Here is a 20,890-nt window from a genome sequence, read left to right on the forward strand (position 1 = left end):
ATTCTTTCTAAATATTTATCGAAGCATGACGACAGATGGAAAAACAATAACGGTAACGATGGAAATCTTTCACAAAGCGATGGAAATCTTTTTTTCTTCGACACAAGTATGGCAGACAATACTCTTCATTTCCATTTTTTTGTTCCTTTCACCATGAAACATTATCTTTGCCATTGTCAAAGCAATATTTGTCTACATAAAAAGAAAAGATAATAAAAAATAGCCTAATCGAATATGTTATGGCAAAAGTACTAATACTATTATTTCTTACAATTTCATGTATACCCATCATCGCACAGTCTGACTACTTGTTTAAGAACATCAGTAGTCGCGATGGGTTATCGAATGATTTTGTACGGGATATGGACGTGGACGGAAAAGGGTTTATTTGGATTGCCACTGAAGAGGGACTGAACCGATGGACTGGCAACGGAAATACCATATACCGGGAAAACAACTCCGGATTGGCAAGCAATGAATTGACAACCGTGTACTATGATGCGAAGAGCAATAGCGTATGGGCAGGCTCCAGACAAAAAGGCATAAGCATATTCGACTGCCATACATCGCAATTCAGCCACCTGAGTACCAAAGAAGGACTTGCCAGTGATGCTATCACAGATATCATGCCTGCTGGTGATGAAGGTTTATGGATTACTCATGTGGATAACGGAATAAGTTATTACAACCGAAATACGCACAAGATATATGTCTATAATTCTTCTACACTATCAGGATTGAAAGACTGCAATCGTTGTTGCAGAGATGACAACAACGGTTATTTGTATGTAGGACATATTACTGAAGGGATGAGCATAATCAACCTGAAAAATAAAACGGTGAAAAAATTCTATCATGATGCCCAAAATCCCCAAAGTTTGCCAGGAAACAATGTACGAAGCATTTACATAGACCATAAAAAAAATATATGGGTAGGGACAAATGGTGGGCTTGCATTATTTAATCCGATGACAGAAGAGTTTACCTCCTTTCGCCATGAAGACGACAATCCCCAATCTTTGGTTGGAGACAATGTACATCATATCACGGAAACAACAAACAATGTATTGTGGATAGCCTCGGATTTAGGAGGAATCAGCACACTCGACTTAAACAATTTTGAGCTAAAGAGACAGGAAGACCAATTACACCTTGAGAACATCACTCACATCAATAGCGGACTTTCATCCCCCAACACGCGTGTCATAATGCAGGATAAATTCGGCCATATCTGGATAGGTAACCATAGTACTGGCGTTGACTTCATAGAGAACAACCGCCCCCTTTTCCATACCCTGCCCTTCTATAGTGAAAAGGATGGAGTGAAAACACCCAGCCGAGTGTATAGCATAGAAGCGAATAGCGGAGGGGAAATATGGCTGGGAGGAGAAAATACGTTAACCTGCTGGCAGGGCAACAAAGTAAAAAAGCAATGGAATGTTTCTTCACACTTGTCACATGCTTATTCCGTTATTTATAGTATGAAACAAGACAGCCAAGGTAGACTTTGGATGGGTATTGATGACGAAGGAGTACTACGCTATGATCCCAAGAATGATACTTTCAAGCGTATTGATTTGGGTATGGAGAATATAGATGTACGCACTTTTTACGAAGATGAACAAGGACAAATGTGGATAGGAAGTGAGGAAGGAGTCTATATCAGCCACCATGATAGCATCCAAAGATGGAATGTACCGGAGTGGAAACGGTGGAATCCGATTGCATTCGCTCTTATGCAAGATAAACAACGAAAAATATGGATAGGGACATTGGGAGTAGGAATCTACGTTGTTGATGCAAACCATAAACAATTGACAAGACTGTATGACGGCAATCGCCTGCGTACCAATAACATCAATCAAATTTACCGAGACCGGGATGACGGACTGTGGATAGCTACATATAATGGACTGGTCTATGTGAAAGATACCGACCAACCGGAACAGACTATATTATACGATGAGGCGTATGGACTTGCCGACAACCATATCCGAGCCATCCAGCAAGACAAACTGGGTAATATTTGGGTAAGTACCTATACGGGGATTGCCTGTTTTAATGTTTACCGCCAGAAATTCTACAATTATGATTATCACAACGGGATACCTGCAGGAGGCTTTATCGAAGGCTCGGCAACTATCTTGCCGGACGGAACTATCTGCTTCGGTTCTTTACATGGTGTCTGTTCTTTCAATCCACAACTTATCAATAATACGGATATTGTCTCCCCTATCCAACTCATCGCTTGCGAAAGTTTTGACCGTAAGGTAATAAACAGAAAAGCAGAAACAACAGTTCCCAATGACAAAGGGGTAATCAGCCTGCCTTATTACCGCAATACATTCCGCTTTTTATTCACCGTACCAGATTACGCACAAGAAGGTCTAGTTGAGTATGCCTACCAAATGGAGGGACTGGACAGAACGTGGTATGATACCGAAGGAGAACAACAAATAACCTTCCGAAACATAGATCCGGGTAAATATATCTTCCGAGTTAAAGCACGGCTGAAAAATGGTGAATGGGATGAAAAAAATACTGCATCCATACACATTGTCATTAATCCGCCGATTTGGGCAACATGGTATGCCAAATCATTATATACCTTATTAATATTGTGCATTATTTATCTCATCTTCCGTTCATACAAAAAAAGACTGCTGCTGAAGAGTTCTTTAAAGGTGGAGAAAAACTCGCTGGAGATGGAAAAGAGAAATCGGCAGAAAGAACAAGAACTGCACAATGAACGGCTTCGCTTCTATACAAATATCGCACATGAATTACGTACTCCGCTTACGCTGATTATCGGTCCGTTGGAGGATTTAAAGGATAACAAAGGCATACCCGCCGCTTTCCGTACAAAAATACAGACCATATACCGCAGTGCCGTGCAACTGCTCAATCTTATCAACCAACTGATGGAATTCCGCAAGACCGAAACTCAAAACAGACAACTGACTGTGGGTAAAGGCAACCTGAGCAATCTGATTACAGAAATAGGATTGAGATATAAGGAGCTGAATCAAAATGAGCATGTAAGAATCAATGTCAAAGTGGAACCTGTACAGGAAAATATCTATTTCGATGCGGATATCATCACGATCATACTTAACAATCTGTTGTCCAATGCCATCAAATACACTCGGGCAGGACATATCACACTCTCCATGCACCGAATAAAGGCAAATGGCATAAGCTATGTAGAAATGATAGTGGCAGATACTGGCTATGGAATTGACGCAGAGTCCTTGCCGCACATTTACGACCGATACTATCAAGCGAAGGGCAAGCACCAGGCTTCGGGTACCGGTATCGGGCTGGCATTGGTGAAGTCGCTCGTTGATTTGCACCACGGTTCACTGGAGGTGGAAAGTGCCGTGGAGAAAGGAACGACTTTCCGCTTCCGCATACAAACCGATTACAATTACCCCGAGGCATTGCACAAGGAAGAAAAAGTGGTTACTGTTGTAAAGGAAATGGCAGAAGATGCCGAACCGGAAAGTGCATTCCCTATTCTGTTGGTGGTGGAAGACAATGCTGACATCCGGGAATATATAGCCAATGAATTACAAGATACATATAAAATATTGCAAGCCAATAACGGAAAGGAGGGTCTGATTTTGGCGTTAAGATACACTCCAAATATTATAGTGAGTGACATCATGATGCCGGAAATGGATGGCATAGCCATGTGCAAGGGCATCAAGGAGAACATGAATACCAGCCACATCCCTGTCATCCTCCTTACAGCCAAGGACTCCATACAAGATAAAGAAGAGGGGTACGACAGTGGAGCCGACTCTTACTTGACCAAACCTTTCAGTGCGAAACTATTGAGGAGTCGCATCAAGAACTTGTTGGAGATGCGGAAACGCCTTGCCCGGCAAATTGTGGAAAATGTTCCGTCTACGGTGGTCAAGAACACCGAAAAGCGACAATCTACTTCATCCCCTCATCCGCAATTGAACAGATTGGACGAAGCCTTTCTCTCTAAATTGACTTCATTGATAGAAGATAATCTGGATGTAGAGAAAATAGACACCGCTTTTATGATTGATTGTATGAACATGAGTTATTCTGCCTTCTATCGTAAAGTAAAAGCTTTGACAGAACTTAGTCCCAATGAATTTGTTCGAAAGATTAAGCTAAGAAATAGTGCACATCTATTACTTACAGGAGAACATAATGTGTCAGAAGCCGCCTCAATGACCGGCTTTAACAATATGGCACACTTCCGCGATTGTTTCAAAAAAGAATATGGCATTCCTCCATCCGAATATCAGAAACGATATAGACAGGGGTAAACTTGATACCGGAGGAGGGGCAGAAAGAAGTTAGGAAGTTAAGCCGATACATTGCTGCCAATATATTGTCTATTGACTTTAACTTCTAAGCTCGCCCGGAGCGGGCGACAACTTCTTCTAACTTCTTAGCCCTTGTGAATATTATTCATTCTTGACAACACAATAGCACAGCCTTCAGCGCCATCTTTTCCGTGGTTTTGTCACCATATCCGGCCGAATATGAGAATAACAAATACTATCCAATGTAAGTCCTGTAATATGATGGCTCTGATTGGGGACTCCCTTGGAATTATCCACTACAATGTTTCGAATAGTAATGTCCTTGGGTGGCAACCTTTCGTCACCGCACAACTCATAGACAAAATCCGCGGAACCACACCGAATGTCCTTCACATGAATTCCCTCGATACGGGTAAGACGTTCCTCATAAGTAGGAACCAACTCCCGCCATTGATAGAGAATATCCATGTCCAACCCAACCAAATATTCAGTATCCTTGCACGTAACATCTTCCAAGTAGATGTTTTCCACAATTCCACCCCGCCTTCGGTTGGTTTTGATAAAGAATAAGCAATGCACAGATGCGGGTACATCACAATGATGCATATAAACGTTTCGCACACCTCCAGACAGTTCACTGCCAATGCCCAATAGAGTATGTCCTTCCATTACCTGACAATTACGTACAACGATATTCTCACAAGGGGTGCCCAATCTCCACGCATCTCGGTTTCGCCCCGATTTAATAACTACAGCATCATCTCCCTGGTCAAACTTGCAATTCTCTATCAGGAAATTACGGCTCATTTCCAAATCTATGCCATCGTTGTTGTGGCCGTTCGCCTTGACATCAAGACCACGGACAATGCCACCCTTGCACATATAAAGGTGTATAGTCCAAAAGGGACTTTCCCTGATCTTAAAGCCGTCAAGCAACACATTCCTGCAACGGTTCAGATGAATCAGATGAGGACGGAGGTTATTCTCACCAACAGCCATTTGCCTTTCTTCCACAGGAACATCAGTGGAAGCCATTGTATATAACTTCCTCAAAGCCTCCATGTGAGCTTGCGGACGGGCAAACCATATTCTCCATGTATCCATCTTGGGAGCCAATACTCCTTTTCCTGTAATGGCGATGTTTTCGCAATCAGATGCATAAATTAGCGGAGAGTAGTTATAACACTCCATGCCTTCCCATGAGGTCATTACCGCCGGAAGATAATCCGAAGGAGTGTCTGTAAAACGCAATACCGCTCCTTCCTCCATGTAGAGGTTTATATTGCTTTTCAAGTGGATAGGACCAGTCAGCCATTCTCCTTTGGGAATGACTACACGACCGCCACCTACCAAATGACAGGCAGTGATTGCCTTGGCTATTGCCTTTGTATTCAGTTTTTTTCCTCCTGCCTTAGCTCCATATTTGGTTATCAAGAAATCCCTCTGTGGGAATATACACAAAAATACAGAGTCCATAGGGAAAGGAGCCTCTACCTCCACCGGCTGAAGCTTCACCCCTTCAGCCCATGAGCAAATGGGAAAGAAGATAACAAGAAGCAAACCAGCAAATAAATCTTTTAATGTTGTCATTCTTACTGCTATTATAAAAATTAGTGTACTTTTATCGTTATTGTTTGTTCAGGAAGGCCTTCTACGCAAACCTTTACGCTCATCATCCCCTTACTTCGTCCAGCCTGTATCACCAGCATGCACCTGCCCTGATAAGTAGGAAGCTCATGGCTGTTGAAACGATATGCTCGACGCATTTCTCCACTATCTATCCCCAGCAATTTTCCAGTGCCTTCCACTGTTGCATTTACCACACGGTCGTTTATCCTTACAGGCACCCCATTTTCATCAAATAATTGTAAAGCAATGAAAGCAAGGTCTTGTCCGTCTGCTTGCAATACGGTTTTGTCAGGTGTAAGTGTGAAACATGCTGCTTTAATTTTACTTGTCTGAATGCTGTCGCGGCACACCTCTTTACCATCCTTGTATCCGATAGCAACCACCTTCCCAGGTCGATAAGGCTGATTCCAAATAATGGTATTATTCAGATAGTCTTTCGGTTTGCGCGGTCCATATTTCTTTCCACGTGGATCTATCAGTACCACTTCGTCACAATTAGATGGGGTATGAATTGGCAACACACGTGAATCGGTATATGGAAAAGTCCAGTCATGCACCATAGGCGGTGTCTGCCAGTGGTCCTTACCCGGATCTTCATCTATGCTATAGTCCACGACAGCCATTTTCAAGACAGGCTTGTCTGTCCACATCGCACGTAAATAGGCGGCACGAGGCTTCTCGTCCATGCACATATCGAAAAGCGTAGCAGCCCATCCCTTACTCGGCCAACCCATGCTTTCTCCGATATAATCGACTCCGGCCCAAACAAACGATCCACAAAAGTAATCATTTTCCATCACATAATTCCACGGATTCTTGGGAGAGTAATCCCTTGCCTCATAAGGTCTCAATCCGCTATAATAGGGATAACTTTCACTTATCAGGCCGATTCGTTCAGGATGCTTTTTCTTGTCCTCTATATAAGATAGTTCGCTATAATTATACCCTACCACATCAGTTACTGAAGCAAACTTATCTTGGTATGCCGGTGCCAGTGCCAACATGGTTGGACGTGTCGGTTCTAATTTATGTACGAAGTCACGCAACAAGGTGGCACGTTCCACACCCACGTTGTCCTTACGGGTGGCTTCTGCCAATTCATTGCCGATACTCCAAAGGACGATGGAAGGATGGTTACGGTCGCGCACAATCATGTCACGAATATCTTGTTGCCAACATTCATCAAAGAACTGCTCATAATATCCCGACTTCCACTTGTCGAAAGCCTCGTCAACGACTAAGAAACCAATGGAATCACAATAATTCAAGAACTCCGGTGAAGGCGGATTGTGTGAACAGCGGATGGCATTTGCTCCAAACTCCTTTAAGATAGTCAGACGGCGTTCGTATGAACGGTTTGGAACGGCAACCCCCAAGCATCCAGCATCCTGATGCAGGCACGCACCTTTCATCTTGATATTCTTCCCGTTCAAGAAGAAGCCTTTGTCCTTATCGAAACCGATGGTCCGCACCCCGAAACGGGTCGTGTAACGGTCTATCACCTTTCCCTTTTGTTTCAATATTGTTTCCAAACGATAAAGATAAGGTTTTTCCAAATTCCACAATTGTGGGTTGGACAGCGTGAAAGACTGTGCAATATCTTTTGTCCCGTTTTCCGGCATCACAACCTCTGTTCGGGCTGCATACTGCTTGCCGTTTATCTTCAACAGATTGCCTTGTGCATCCACTATTCGTTGCATAATTTCTATTTCACCGGTCAATGCCGAAGTATTGGCTACAGTTGTTACACAAGATACGATGGCCGATTCTGCCGACACTCGGGGAGTGGTAATATATGTACCCCACATCTTGACATGTATCGGATTGGTTACTTGCATCCATACGTGGCGATAAATACCCGAGCCAGTGTACCAGCGCGATTTCTCCGAATGATCTACCTTCACGCTCAATGTATTCTTTCCTCCATATTTCAAGTAAGGAGTCAAGTCAGTTTCAAATGAAGTATATCCGTAACGATGGTAATCTACCTCCTGTCCGTTCAGATAGATGGTAGCTTTATGATAGATGCCATCGAACACAATGCTGACCCGCTTACCTTTGTAAGACGCAGGCACATTGAAATCTTTCTTATAATAACCTATACCCCCCGGCAAATATCCACTTTCAGGACCCACCTCTTCGTTAAAGTCCAGTTCAATACTCCAGTCATGCGGAAGCTGGACAGGTTTATAGATACCTTGTTCTCCCAAACGGAACTGCCAATCGAAATCAAAATTCTGCCGGATACGTTCGGCAGACCATCCTATTGTCCCGGTAAACAAGAATAAAATGATTATTAATAAATTACGTTTCTGCATAAGTGATTAATATTATGATATGTTTCAACTCTTTCATAGTATCTGTATTTCATCGATATTTCCTGCAGGAGCTGGCACAACAACCCTATTAGGACGATAATAGTTACCTGTCGTTTCCAAATGAATGGTATTGTTTTTCCCCTTCTGCAACGGTACAGAAATACTGAAATAATTATATTTAGTGCCTCCTCCTGTAGGTTCCAGTTTTATCCGATAAGATTTCCCGTTCACAGTCAGAATATGGCTGGCCTGCCGGTTGTCCTCCAAAGAATAACGGATGCGGATGATATGTTCGCCCCCTTCCTTACCGTCCAGTTGTTCCCAAGTAATATATGCACCCTCATGAGAAGGCAATTTCACATAACCATTCCCGGCAAACCCAATATTCTGGATGTCATATTCCGCAACAGCATCCGAACTGAGCGATACAAACTCTGCCTGGACTATCTGATAAGGTTTCGGGAACAAGGTCCCTTTGCATTTCAGTAACACGGTAGTGCCTGCCTCCACGAATACCGACGGATTTTTGTCAGATGCCGTGTCGAACAATTCCGTTTGTCCCAAGCTGACGTTACCTTGTCCCACCCACTGATTACCTTTATCGAAATAACCATACGATGCGCTTTCCACTTGCATGCCAACAGGCAATGTGAAACGTCCTCCACCGGTGCTCATCAAAACTACCTCCGTATCACTACGCAGAATACTGATACCTTGCGATGTCGGATAAATAGGGGAGTATGATATTCCGCTGTTGGCAGTACTCGTACCTCCATCAACGCCTTCCCAATTGTGTACAAACAATCCGTAACCATGCGTCTTGGTAGCAAGGTCCACCGGGTCGCTCTGTAAAATCTTGTTCATGCGCCGTATGTCGTCCAAGTGCCCTACCAGCGGAACAATCTTGTTCCCATTCCTGCCATAGAGCGCTTCTATACTATAATAGTCGAAAGCAGCATTGCCCGACAAGGCAGCCAAATGCATCTGGGCAGAGATAGGAATACCCGAATTGGTTTCCATAATCATCCGGAAATTCTTGCCAACGTATGGGACATTGTTACGCATACTGGCAATGAATGAGGCATCCGAAGCAAAATGATGCCGGTAAGTGTCAATTCCTACAAAATCAAGATTAGTCTTTTCCCCTGAAAGCCTGTGGGCTTCATTCTCTTGGATCCGTCCGGCAACGTTCCAAAACACACAATTGGCACGGGTCCATACAACATAATCCGATTGTTTCACCGCACCGGCCACTCCATTCAGATAAGAAATAGCTAACGAATTGGGAAACGTGGTTCGCATCCCAATGAATTCATTATTGATTTGCACACCGATTACAGGATGCTTCTTCTCATTGGCAGCATCCCAATCGGCTATGTGGTTCATTACTTCTTTCAACACATAGGTTTCCCTTTCGCGCAAACGGTCATCTGCAATATCCAACGTGTAGTCAGACATATCTCTCCGGATGGTAAATTCACTAGTTGTTTCTTTAGAAGATGGTGAAGGGGAATAAAGCACATAGTCCGGTGTGCGTAAGTGTACGGCATTTTTATTAGGACGTCCCAGCCATTGCACATGCCCTCCGCTGTTTGCACCAAACCAGAGCATTTCCATTTTTAACCCATATTTATTCACCAGCTTCAGATAACTGTCCAGGATAGTCCAATCGAACCGGTCCTTTTTCGGCTCCACCTCATACCAATGTACCGGAACAGACACTGTATTGAATCCGTCTGCCGCCACTTGCGCAACAAGTTTTTCACACAAGTCCATGCTCCATTCTTCAGAATATCTCAGCAAATCCAGCCGCAACTGTATATTGGTCATATAAAACGGCGTACCTGTCACCCGAAGCACATACTTCTGTGTACCTTCAAGGCTTGTGTCTACATTTGAAATGACCTGTTGCTTCCTTTCTGTAGGAACAACATTTTTCGCGTTTGCCATTGCCGACCAGTTCATGCAGCAATAGCATAATGATAATACTACCAATCTGTGTTTCATACTTATTTCAATTCGTGACATTAATAAAGTTATACATGATATTGTTTCTGCAAAATTATAGAAGGAAGAAGATATGAATAGGTGGAAAATCCGTCTAAAAGGGATGGAATACTACCTAAATACCGGACTAATAACAGAAAGGTTGCTAATCTGCTCTTATAAACGATATTTTCTCCTACCTATTGGCAGAATCAAGTTCGAGATAAATTCCACCAACGGGATGTTCCTTTAGCTGTGCTGGATTATCAAAAAAAACTTATTCTTATAGTTCCCCCATACGGATTGAAATCAAAGACCTGTTTATCATCCCGTTTTTTTTACTAACAGTCTCTTTCCGTTTTGATACACCTTCACTTTTCCCTTTCCTTTCTTATTCAGCACCATTGTCAAAGGTTCATTAAATAATTCCTTGTCCAGTAACAAACGAGGTATAACTGCCCACTGCGATTCCTTTTTCACAATATCCAGTTGTACATTCCTCCGCTCTTTAACATATGCCGCTACCTCGCGAAAAGTACCTACCCAAATATCGTATTCCTGATTTTTCACTCTACGAAAATGTTCCCATAATATATCCGGGGAAGTGAAGGCATCATAACCGGTAGAAATTCCATGTATCATAGTCACTCCCCAATCATTGGAAATCATGAGCTCCTTTACCCATTTATCCAGCGATTCAACCGTTGATTTTGATTTCTCACCTCCTATGGCATATTGTTTGATACGTGTACCTATTCTATTTTCTGAAACAATCCGCCGTACATCTTCATTATAAGAATTAAACGGATAACAGAAGGTTAGCGGCCTTTCGCCTATTTCAGCCTGAATAATGCTATCATTCCTGCCAACTTCCGCTTTCACTTCTTCCAGACTAAGATGCCTCAAATCTGCATGTGACCAACCGTGACTGGATATTTCATGCCCTTTATCAAACATTTCTTTCATTTGCGTCCAAGTCATACGTGGTTTATCTTGCTGCTCCGTCACATTCTCTATCCCTTTTCCCCATATCCAAAAAGTCCCTTTGAAACCTACTTTTTCCATTTCCGGGAAAACAAGCGTATAGTGTTCTTCCAGACCATCATCGAAAGTATAGCTGATAGCACATTGCTTATCGTCCTTATAATCTGCCACATATACTTCCGAATCGTGAGAACGCATATATGCAGCTAGTTCCGGCACAACTTTGGCAACAGCTTCCATCGCGATTCCCGCCACCACCTTTCCACCAGAAATGTTCAGATGGGTGTTATCAATTTTTCCTTTTGGGCAGAAATCATATATTCCCGTAGGTACCCACATGAAAAGGCTTTTTGACTTCTCTACCCCCATACTGACTACCAAATCATACGTCAGCTTATTCAAATCTACAAAAGGAACATCCATTTCTTTTGCCACTCTTCTTGGTGATTCCAAATACTCTCCATGAGTGTCTACCAATGTGCTTCCCTCCGTCTCATAACTGCCTTTATGCCCAATGGTCCCTTCCGGTGGAAAATTCCGGCGCACAATTGAATTAAACAGCACCGGATAAGCTCCCTTTGCTCGCGTCTCCCTTACAAATCTACGCAAGTTTTCATCGAAAGTGCTTCCGGGAATAGTATGTAGCTCTTCGGCAGATTTCTCATCATTATGACCGAACTGGATAAATACATAGTCTCCGCTCTTCAATTTGGAGAGTACGACATCCCAACGTCCTTCATCGATAAAACTCTGTGAACTCCGACCATTCATGGCATGATTGTCCACCCGTACATCGCCAATCAAAAATTCAGGAAGCATCTGTCCCCAACCACGTTCAATATTTCCATTCTTCAGACTTTTATTCGCCATAGTAGAATCACCTATCATAAAAATGGTGATTATATCCTTCTTTCCGCTAGTAAAAGCGGAAAAGAAAAGAAGCGCACAAAATACATATAGTAATTTCGAATTCAACTTTCTCATGATATATTTTTTTACAAGAAAGAACATAAAAATAAGATATATGATAATGTACAATTACAGTTCATACGGCAATAGCATAATGATAATACTACCAATCTCTATTTCACATTTATTTCAATTCGTGATATTAATAAAGTTGTACATTATATGGTTCCTGCAAAATTATAGAAGGAAGGGGATATGAATAGGTGAAAAATCTGTCTAAAAGGGATGGAATACCACCTAAATACCGGGCTAATAGCAGAAAGGTTGATAATCTTCTATAAAAGATATCTTCCCTTATGGTGGTAGTCGGATTCTCAATTAAGACAGAAATAGAGACGAGGATAAATTCATCTCTATTTCTGTCTTGACTGGGAATATGTTTTCCAAACACCATATTCTATTCTATCACACGTATGCTGTTAAGCATATCTATTTTTCAGCTGAGGCATCAGCCTTGATTGGCCAGTATGGATTCTGATAAATGACGGATTCTTCTACATTGGTACCATCCGGTGAAGTCAGCAGGAACTGCTTTATAGGTATCGGATACAGATAATGAGCCATGTTCCAAGTAAATCCACCATATCCTATCTGGTTCGATGTCTTTTGGAATGGGCAAAGATATTCGCTGTAGCTAGACGGCGATACATTGGAGTTGCTTGTACCATCGGATACCAGAGCCGATGTACCGTCACTATTGTCATACCAATGCTCCATCGGCGTATTCCACAAGTGAAATCCTTGGGGTACATAGGGGCTGGTTATCAATTGATCCATTGCTCTCCAACGGCAGACATCCATGTTGCGCAAAGCTTCGGCCAGCATTTCACACCGCCGTTCGCGACGGATGTTATACAATGTCTTGTCAGTAAGTAGCTTTCCACCGGAATAAGCCCCCCAATCGTTCTCTGCTTCCTTATCCATCTCGGTAGCTGCAATGGTGGCATCGATGTCCGTGCTTATCCCGGCGCGACTGCGAATAGCCTGCCAGTAGCCGAGAGCAGTGGCATCTAGTGTCCCAGTCCTTTCGTAGCTTGCTTCCATATAGTTAAGCAAGGCCTCAACAGCCCGATAGCACACCAATGCAACGTATCCCTTAAGCTGTATGCAGTATTTTGAATTGAGTGCTCCGCCTTTGCGCAAAGCATATCCGGTGGTATAAGCACGTTGCATATCGCCTACGATAATATTAGGTACGGGTTCTATCAAATTGAGGCTCTGTCCGGGCTGGTCATCCCACACGATGTTCGTTTGCCCGGGCTCTTTCAAAAAGAGAGACAAACGACTGTCACGGTTGGTACGGACATCGGCTATCGTCTGGTCGCCCATATAGTAGCCATCACCGTCCGCGTACGTTCCATGTGTATATACGGGAGTACCGTCAGCCATCAGGAAATTCTGTACAAAAGAGCGAGTAATTCCAACGCCCCAATTCCCCATGTTGGCTGCCAAGGCAATATCATTTCCCTTGTTCATTGTATATTGTCTCCACAGCAGCACTTCGGGATAACTGGACAAATCTTCATCGCAGAACATGTTATAGTAGGGATTCTCCGGATCGTCCGCAGCCTGTTGCAGCATTCCGGTGTTGGCGGTCAGCTGCCCTTTGTATTTCTCGGCCACTTCCTTAGAGGCGGCCATTGCCTCATCCAAGAAAAAATTTATCTCGTTATCTATGTTTCCGCTCGGATATTCATAATTGGCATTGTATTCTTTGCTTTTACCTGGCCATCCTTCGCCATTGGGAACAAAAGCTGTCCCTTTGAAATATTTCAGGAATGTCCCTTCATATAGGGCTACACGTGATTTAAGCAGCAGTGCCAAGTCGCGGTTAATCCGGGTGGTGGCAAAGTCTATCCCATCCATCAACGTGGCAGCCTTGTCTAGGTCGGAAAGGATAAAACGAGCCACCTCGTTGCGCGGACTGCGTTTACTTGCCTCGGTGGTAGCCTCCATGTCATCTGTCAGTGCATGTTCAACGATAGGGAAATCTCCGAACTTCTGGTAGCGGTTAAAGTAATCGAGCGCACGAAGAAAGTAGATTTCGCCTATGTAGTGGCGGATAGATTGTAAATTGCCCGAAATCTGGTTCTGCGATCCATCTAAATTTTCACCGAATTTAGGAAGGACATTATCCAAGAAGTAATTCAATTGATAAATATTCTCGAATTTCCAGTTGCTATCGTCCTGCGGTACTTTCCACAGTGTTTTAGTCAAGCGATTAGGAGTATCAGAAGCTATCTGATTGTCCGTATGTTTATCTTCGGCATAAAATCCGTAGCTGTTTTTGCCGGAAGAGGGCAATATGGCAGAATAAAACTTATCGGCCCATGACTGCAACTGGCTAGCATCGGTAAAATATATTTCCGGAGAGATGGACGATTCCGGTTCCCGATCTAGGAAATCCTCACAAGAGATAAAAATGCTGCCACACAAAATAGATGCAGCTGTCAAAAATAGATGTCTTATCTTCATTGTATTCTAAATTTATAAAGTTAAACTTAAGCCAAAAGACCACGTGCGTGACAACGGATAAGCATTTCCTCCATTACCGCCGCTAATGGTTTCCGGATCGAACAACTTGGTCAAACCAGTCCCGGTCCAAACGTTTTCACCAGAAACGAATATGCGCAAACGGTTTATCCCGAACTTATTTGTAAATTTAGCAGGTAGGGTGTAACCAAACTGCAAGTTCTTCAAGCGTATGTAGGAAGCATCCTGCACATAACGACTCTGTACCTTTTGATTCTTTGCTCCGAAGCTGGTTCCATCGGATGAATCGGAGAAAATAGGCCGTGGATAGTACGAATCGAGGTTAGCGGGAAGCTCATGCCCTTCCAGCCCGGCGGGTTCTGCACGAAAATAATCTTCATGCTGTTTGAATCCTCGTGTATGCCAGCGGCTGTATCCGCCGCGTACACCGAACAACATGCCAGTGAAGTTTCCACTACCCCAATAGTCGTGTTTCAAAACGCCTTGGAAGAAAGCCCGGAAATCGAATCCTTTCCAATCGGCATTCAGATCTATTCCAAAGAAGTAGTGCGAATAAGTGTCTCCCAGTATCTTCAAATCGCCATGATCTCCCAAGGTACGTGCTCCCTCGCTGATTTTGCCATCACCGTTCAAGTCTTTATACATGATGTCACCGGCTGCCCATTGCGAGCCCACTGCATCTTGTCCTCCTTTAGGCAGAGAAGCCAGGTGTGCCTGCATTTCTTCATCGCTTTTGGCTATGCCGATGGTTTCATATCCCCAAATAAGTCCATCCTTGTATCCTGGCAGATAGGAGTCGATGGACAATGTCTTGTTGTCCGGATAAGAGTCAATCATCGTGATTTGATCTGACAATGACAAGTTAATGCCATATCCCAAACCATTTTTCAGACGGTCTTTCCAGCCAATTGACACTTCCCAGCCTTTCGTCCGTAAGTCGCTGTTGTTGAAACTGGGAGTTGATATGCCCAATGTTGCAGGCAGTTCGGCAGAAGGGCCTACCATACCTTCTGTGAAACGGACAAAGTAATCAAAAGAACCGGTCAAGCGATTATTGAATAGTCCGTAATCCACGCCAACATCCCATGTACGGACCTTTTCCCAAGTAAGAGCCGTATTTATCAGGCCGCCGACAGATGAAGTATTAGGAGATAATCCATTTTGCAACCAGTCTCCATTCAGTGAACCAATAGAAATTGTTCGATAAGTAGGATACCAATTGTTGATATTCTGGTTTCCCAGTTCACCGTAAGAAAAACGGACTTTCAACAAGTTGGCTATATTCTCTATTGGTTTCCAAAACTCTTCTTGCGCTATGTTCCACCCTAAAGAGAAAGAAGGAGACAATTGCCATCTGGAACCTCGACGAAAGCGAGATGTCCCGTCATAACGCATATTCACTTCCGCCAAATAGCGTCCCTTATAGTCATAGTTGAGACGGCCGAAAAAGCCTACCGTAGCCCATTCATTATGATATCCACTTACTTCCGTGTCTTTCTTGTTTCCTGTACCGTCCAGTCCGGTAGTCAGGTCAAATTGGGGGAGACCATTAACCATCAGACCGTATTTCTTAGTGGATGAGAAATCGTATTTCGTTTCTTCTGACTGAAATCCGAGCATAACCTTCAGGTTGTGCGTGTCATTAAAAGTATGCGAATAAGACGTATAAGCATTGAAATTCAAATAGTTTTCCTTTGTATCTTCCTGGTACAGGCTCGAATTCGCTTTTGTATCATCGACGGAACCATCCGGCAAATGGTTGTATGCGGGCAATGTAGTCTCCTTGACACCGCCGTCCGTAATGCGATAATTGAGTTCGATATTAGTGACCCAATTTTTTATCGGTTCGATAATCAACGTCGCCTGATGGTAGTGCCGATCAGTTTGTACATCGCGTTGCCCGCCTTCCGCGATATTCCTAACCTCTCCGTATGGATACCCGTTCGGATCGTACATAGGCATATTTGGCCAAGTCATACGGCCAAAATAGTCATAAAACTGTGAGTTGAAGGATGTCGGTCGCCAAACATCATTACGCGTAAAACGTGTACTGTAATTGAATTTCAGCCATTTTGTGATATTGGCATTGATTTTAGCAGCCACGTTGTAGCGGCTCAATCCATCTTCACCGTATTCCAGCAAACCACCCTGATCCAAATAATTGAAAGAAGCATAATAAGTCACCTTTTCCGATCCTCCGTTCACGCTTACATTATGCTCCTGAGAGAATACGCTGCTTTTAAACATTTCACTGTATATGTCTACGTTGGCATACGCATTGTACCACGGATAGTTCCATGCATTCGGATTTGCCGGATCAGAATCCATTCCTCCGGTAAGTTTTCCGGCTTGAAAATCCAGCATCTTCTGCATCACCTCGTCCGTAAAAACCTGTCCACTTCCCTTTTGATTTTTGTAAGCTTCATTGAACATCACGGCAAAAGAGTATGAATCCATCGATTCCGGCATATTGATAGGGCTGCCTATACGGAAGCTGTTGTTGTAGTTTACGGAAGTTTTCCCGGCTTTACCACTCTTGGTCGTGACAAGAATCACACCGAACGGTGCACGTGAACCATAAATGGAGGAAGCTGCCGCATCTTTCAAAACAGATATGTTCTCAATATCTTGTGGATTGATGGTGTTCAAGTCCCCTTCCGTGCCGTCAATCAATATCAACGGGCTACCACTTGAATAGCTGCCTACAGTTCCTGTACCACGGACAGAAATACTCATGTTCTTATCCAACTCTCCGGTGCTCGTACTGATTTTCAGACCGGGGACTAGACCTTGTAAGGCCTGAACCGCTGATGTTACCGGACGGGATTCTATTTCTTTGGCTGTGGCAATGCCAACCGAGCCGGTCAGATTGACTTTCTTCTGCGTACCGAAACCCACCACAACCACTTCGTCCAGCATCTCATTGTCTTCTTGCAGTGTAACGTTAATTGCCTTGCCGACAGTGGCCGTCACCTCTTGTGTCTTGTATCCTATGTACGATACGACGAGTACAGTTCCCGGCTGCACCGACAAGGAGAAATTACCATCCATGTCGGTAATCGTACCATTGGAAGAGTTGCCCTTTTCCACAACGCTGGCCCCGATGACGGGTCCCATGGCATCGTTCACTGTGCCTTTCACGGTGATTTTCTGTTGCTGTACAATCTGCACGGCACCGGAATCATTCTCTGCCCACAAGGATAGCGGCTGGCTTGCCACAAGCCCCGTGCAGAGCAATAAGGCTGTCGTCGCCTTACGGGAGAATTTAAAAGTCTCTGTTTTCATTGTTCTGGTATTAAAATTAGATTAATAAATTTGGTTCCTGTTTGAACGCCCCTGGATTGGTCAAAGGTCGTGACTACCTTAGTCAAAGTGCTTGACTACCTTGGTCAAGAATCTGCCCCGAAATATAGCGGAAGCAAAGTGTTATCCTGAATACTCCCTTTTACCTTTAAAAGCCTATGTCTTATCCTATTATATTTTTTGTCTATACGATGAGTGTTTTTTAGTCCATCGGAGAGTCATCAGAATCTCCGTCACTGCCGCCCGGTTTCTCGGTGGAGCCACTGCCTTCAGGTGCTTTACCTATGTAAATGGTATGGGAAGTGCTGCGGGGTGTCTTCAGCAGGTCGCCGCCACCGCCCCTGTACTGCGTAGTCACTGTAAGCGTATATTCGCCATCGTCTCGCACCGCACGCCAGGATTCTTTGCCACCATGCGATCCAGTATGATTTCCCTTGTCGATGCTGTGGGTAGTCTCCAAAGAGAAAATCTTGTCCGCCTTGTCATCGGTAGTCACGGTGTTGTCCACCGGCCATGCTTTCAATACATTTTTTGCCATATTTTCATAGTCTTTTGTTAACGTTGGAAATATTATTTCAAGTTGTGACAAAATTAGTTATAATAAGCACAAGCCGTAATTTGTAATGTTTCTAAAAAGGTTTCATTTCTTTCTAAATAAAAGGGCACAAAAAAGGATTGGGAATCTTTCGCTATCATGAAAGATTCCCAATCCTATCATCTATGTCTGTTACACCATTCTTACAGATTCTTCATCACCTGTAGCCAATATACCAATGCCCAATCTTGGTCGTTGGCATAAGGGTCATAGAAATGCGCTTTTTCTCCATTGACCTTATGCGGATACATGTAGGCGCAGGAAGCCTTCCCGTCTTCAAAAAACAAGCAGAGGTTATTGCGCACAATCTCTTCGGCCAACTTCTGATAAGATGTATCGCCGGTACACAAAGCATAATAATGGTAAACCGATGCAGTAACCGTACTCCAATAGTGAGGAAAAGTATCGCCAAAAAGCTCGTATTTGCCAAACCAATGCCCGTCCCAATGGCGGATAGCTATCTCGTTCAGGTGGAAACTGGGCTGAAAACCGTTGAACGCCTCCACAACGGGAAGTTGCCGCTTGACCTCGTCCAGATATCTCCGCTCCTTGGTTTCCAAATAGACTTGAGCGAGCAGTTGCAGGGCCGGGGCCACGATGCTCTGTTCATAATTCACTTCACTGGCCGGATAGTTCACCCCGTTGGCTATGAATTTGTCACCAATCGTTTTGAAGTCATCCAGCAGTAGCTGGTGTTCGTTCTCCATCTTGGCTTCTTTCAAACATTGCAACCCTAAACATACCGGATAACCGATGCCGTAAAAGCCATGACCGAACTGGCGAAACATGGAACGAAGCGTTTCGTAACCGTCACGGACAAACTGTCTGTTTCCCGTAGCCCGATACATATAGAAATAGAATTCGGCAATCCAGACATAGTTGTATGCCCGGTTCCGGTTCTTTTGATCCACACTGGAATAGGTGACGTATTCGGGTGTCTGCAAACGGGTACGGAGAAATTTTGCATAGCGGAGAAGAGAGGATTTCAAATCATTGTCTTTCTTGTCGGACAAGAGGTATTGCTTGGCCAACAGCACGCCCATACCTACACGCTCGGCACCTTCGTCACGGTCCACCGGGTTACAGTTGGGCGTGTTGTTCGGATAAATGCTGTCGGCCTCGCAGTCATAAACCATATACGCCCCGTCGCGCAAGTCGCGAGGATTGTTCATCTGCTGACGATTGCGGATAAACGATATGCGTTTGTTCACCAAATCTTTTACATTATCTATTACCAGTAAGTCGGCATGGGTTCTCTTTCCGTTGCCATAGCAGAACTCCACCCTCATTTCTCCCGCCTGCTCCATTTTGTGTTTTACCGTCCATATGCCGTTTGCATGATAGACTTTGACGGGGATACCATTTATCTTTGCAGTACAGTTTCGGAGCGGAGAATTGCATCGCATAGTAACGTAAGCCATTTCACCTATTTCATATACATATTTATCTGATGAGACAAGCACACCGCCTTTGTCCAACATTTTGTCACGAAAGTCCGCTTTTCCCCCATGCGAGAACAACCGCCATTTCAGGCGATACGACTCTCCCGGATTCAGACGCATGTCCGGCAGGTTCATGGCAAATATACCACGCATGTGCGAACTGCTCGTTTTCCTGCCCCGTCCCCATATCTCATAGCTGTCAATGGCTCCTTCGGTCAGCATCATCCCTACATGGGGGGCTTCAAAACCCATTCGCAACGCATTGACGTATGCACCGCTTCCGCCATTCCATACATGCGCATGGCAACGATTGGTGATGCAGGTTTGAGAATTCGGATAATTATCATTAAATGGAGTGTAAATGCCTATATCGTACAACCAGATCCGCTCTCCGCCCTTGTTCGTAAAAGTGTACTCTTCTATCAAATCACCACCATCCATGCTGCGTTCGGCACGGATAAGTACGTCACCCTCCTTATAGAGAACCTTTTTTCCTTCGTCCTCTACTACAAGAGGGCGCATCCATTCCTTTTTCAGGCTTTCATGTCCTTTTACTTGCGTGAAATAGCCCAATCCCCAACTGTATCTTTCCGTAATCCAAGGGTATTGACTGCCGTCAGTTTTCACTATCCAGTTCATGTGATGCTTGTCGCCTTCAACAGTCAATTCGTCAATGGCACCGGTAAACGGATTGACCGCAAACCGAACGGTATCGGACACATCCAGCTTGTCATGTCCGAACAAACCAACTGAACGGGCATTGATACCCGTTGCAAGCAGGAAGCTGAGAAATACCAGCAATGTTTTTCTTGTCATAAAATATATGTATTAAGAGTTATGTCAAAAGTGACCCTACAAAATTAT

Annotated in this window: 8 protein-coding genes and 1 pseudogene; 1 reads left to right on the forward strand and 8 read right to left on the reverse strand. The window is 43.9% G+C overall.

The features are described from left to right. The first annotated feature begins 239 nt into the window (after positions 1-239). Positions 240-4,307, forward strand: a complete 4,068-nt coding sequence (locus NQ510_RS17115; protein WP_005831632.1) for a hybrid sensor histidine kinase/response regulator transcription factor — start codon at positions 240-242, stop codon at positions 4,305-4,307. A gap of 174 nt (positions 4,308-4,481) precedes the next feature. Here NQ510_RS17115 and NQ510_RS17120 read toward each other — a convergent pair whose 3' ends face one another. From NQ510_RS17120 to NQ510_RS17155, 8 genes and pseudogenes are all read right to left on the reverse strand, one after another. Next, positions 4,482-5,897 (reverse strand): alpha-d-galacturonidase, encoded by a 1,416-nt coding sequence (locus tag NQ510_RS17120; protein ID WP_005831634.1) that lies wholly within the window; start codon positions 5,895-5,897, stop codon positions 4,482-4,484. A 20-nt stretch (positions 5,898-5,917) separates the two neighbouring features. Continuing rightward, a complete protein-coding gene (locus NQ510_RS17125) occupies positions 5,918-8,254 on the reverse strand; it encodes a glycoside hydrolase family 2 TIM barrel-domain containing protein (protein ID WP_005831635.1) in 2,337 nt (778 codons plus the stop codon). 33 nt (positions 8,255-8,287) lie between these two features. Continuing rightward, entirely contained in the window at positions 8,288-10,261 is a 1,974-nt protein-coding gene (locus NQ510_RS17130; protein ID WP_011965490.1) for a DUF4978 domain-containing protein, read from the reverse strand. Between the two features lie 245 nt (positions 10,262-10,506). Beyond that, positions 10,507-12,208, reverse strand: a pseudogene (locus NQ510_RS17135) (polysaccharide deacetylase family protein). Between the two features lie 414 nt (positions 12,209-12,622). Further along, positions 12,623-14,668, reverse strand: a complete 2,046-nt coding sequence (locus NQ510_RS17140) for a RagB/SusD family nutrient uptake outer membrane protein (protein ID WP_005831644.1) — start codon at positions 14,666-14,668, stop codon at positions 12,623-12,625. A 12-nt stretch (positions 14,669-14,680) separates the two neighbouring features. Continuing rightward, complete coding sequence (locus NQ510_RS17145; RefSeq protein WP_005831646.1) at positions 14,681-17,971, reverse strand: SusC/RagA family TonB-linked outer membrane protein; 3,291 nt, start codon at positions 17,969-17,971, stop codon at positions 14,681-14,683. A gap of 220 nt (positions 17,972-18,191) precedes the next feature. Continuing rightward, positions 18,192-18,527 carry a hypothetical protein gene (locus NQ510_RS17150; RefSeq protein ID WP_005831648.1) on the reverse strand — a complete coding sequence of 112 codons (336 nt, stop codon included), beginning with the start codon at positions 18,525-18,527 and terminating at the stop codon, positions 18,192-18,194. A gap of 200 nt (positions 18,528-18,727) precedes the next feature. Further along, complete coding sequence (locus tag NQ510_RS17155; protein WP_005831652.1) at positions 18,728-20,842, reverse strand: hypothetical protein; 2,115 nt, start codon at positions 20,840-20,842, stop codon at positions 18,728-18,730. Positions 20,843-20,890 lie beyond the last annotated feature (48 nt).

The sequence above is a fragment of the Bacteroides uniformis genome, from assembly GCF_025147485.1.
GTDB classification, from domain to species: Bacteria; Bacteroidota; Bacteroidia; order Bacteroidales; family Bacteroidaceae; genus Bacteroides; species Bacteroides uniformis.

Excerpts from the sequence above, each read along its gene's own strand:
- NQ510_RS17140 (WP_005831644.1), bottom strand. The coding sequence starts at position 14,668 with ATGAAGATAAGACATCTATTTTTGACAGCTGCATCTATTTTGTGTGGC.
- NQ510_RS17145 (WP_005831646.1), bottom strand. The coding sequence starts at position 17,971 with ATGAAAACAGAGACTTTTAAATTCTCCCGTAAGGCGACGACAGCCTTA.
- NQ510_RS17130 (WP_011965490.1), bottom strand. The coding sequence starts at position 10,261 with ATGAAACACAGATTGGTAGTATTATCATTATGCTATTGCTGCATGAAC.
- NQ510_RS17120 (WP_005831634.1), bottom strand. The coding sequence starts at position 5,897 with ATGACAACATTAAAAGATTTATTTGCTGGTTTGCTTCTTGTTATCTTC.
- NQ510_RS17125 (WP_005831635.1), bottom strand. The coding sequence starts at position 8,254 with ATGCAGAAACGTAATTTATTAATAATCATTTTATTCTTGTTTACCGGG.
- NQ510_RS17115 (WP_005831632.1), top strand. The coding sequence starts at position 240 with ATGGCAAAAGTACTAATACTATTATTTCTTACAATTTCATGTATACCC.
- NQ510_RS17155 (WP_005831652.1), bottom strand. The coding sequence starts at position 20,842 with ATGACAAGAAAAACATTGCTGGTATTTCTCAGCTTCCTGCTTGCAACG.
- NQ510_RS17150 (WP_005831648.1), bottom strand. The coding sequence starts at position 18,527 with ATGGCAAAAAATGTATTGAAAGCATGGCCGGTGGACAACACCGTGACT.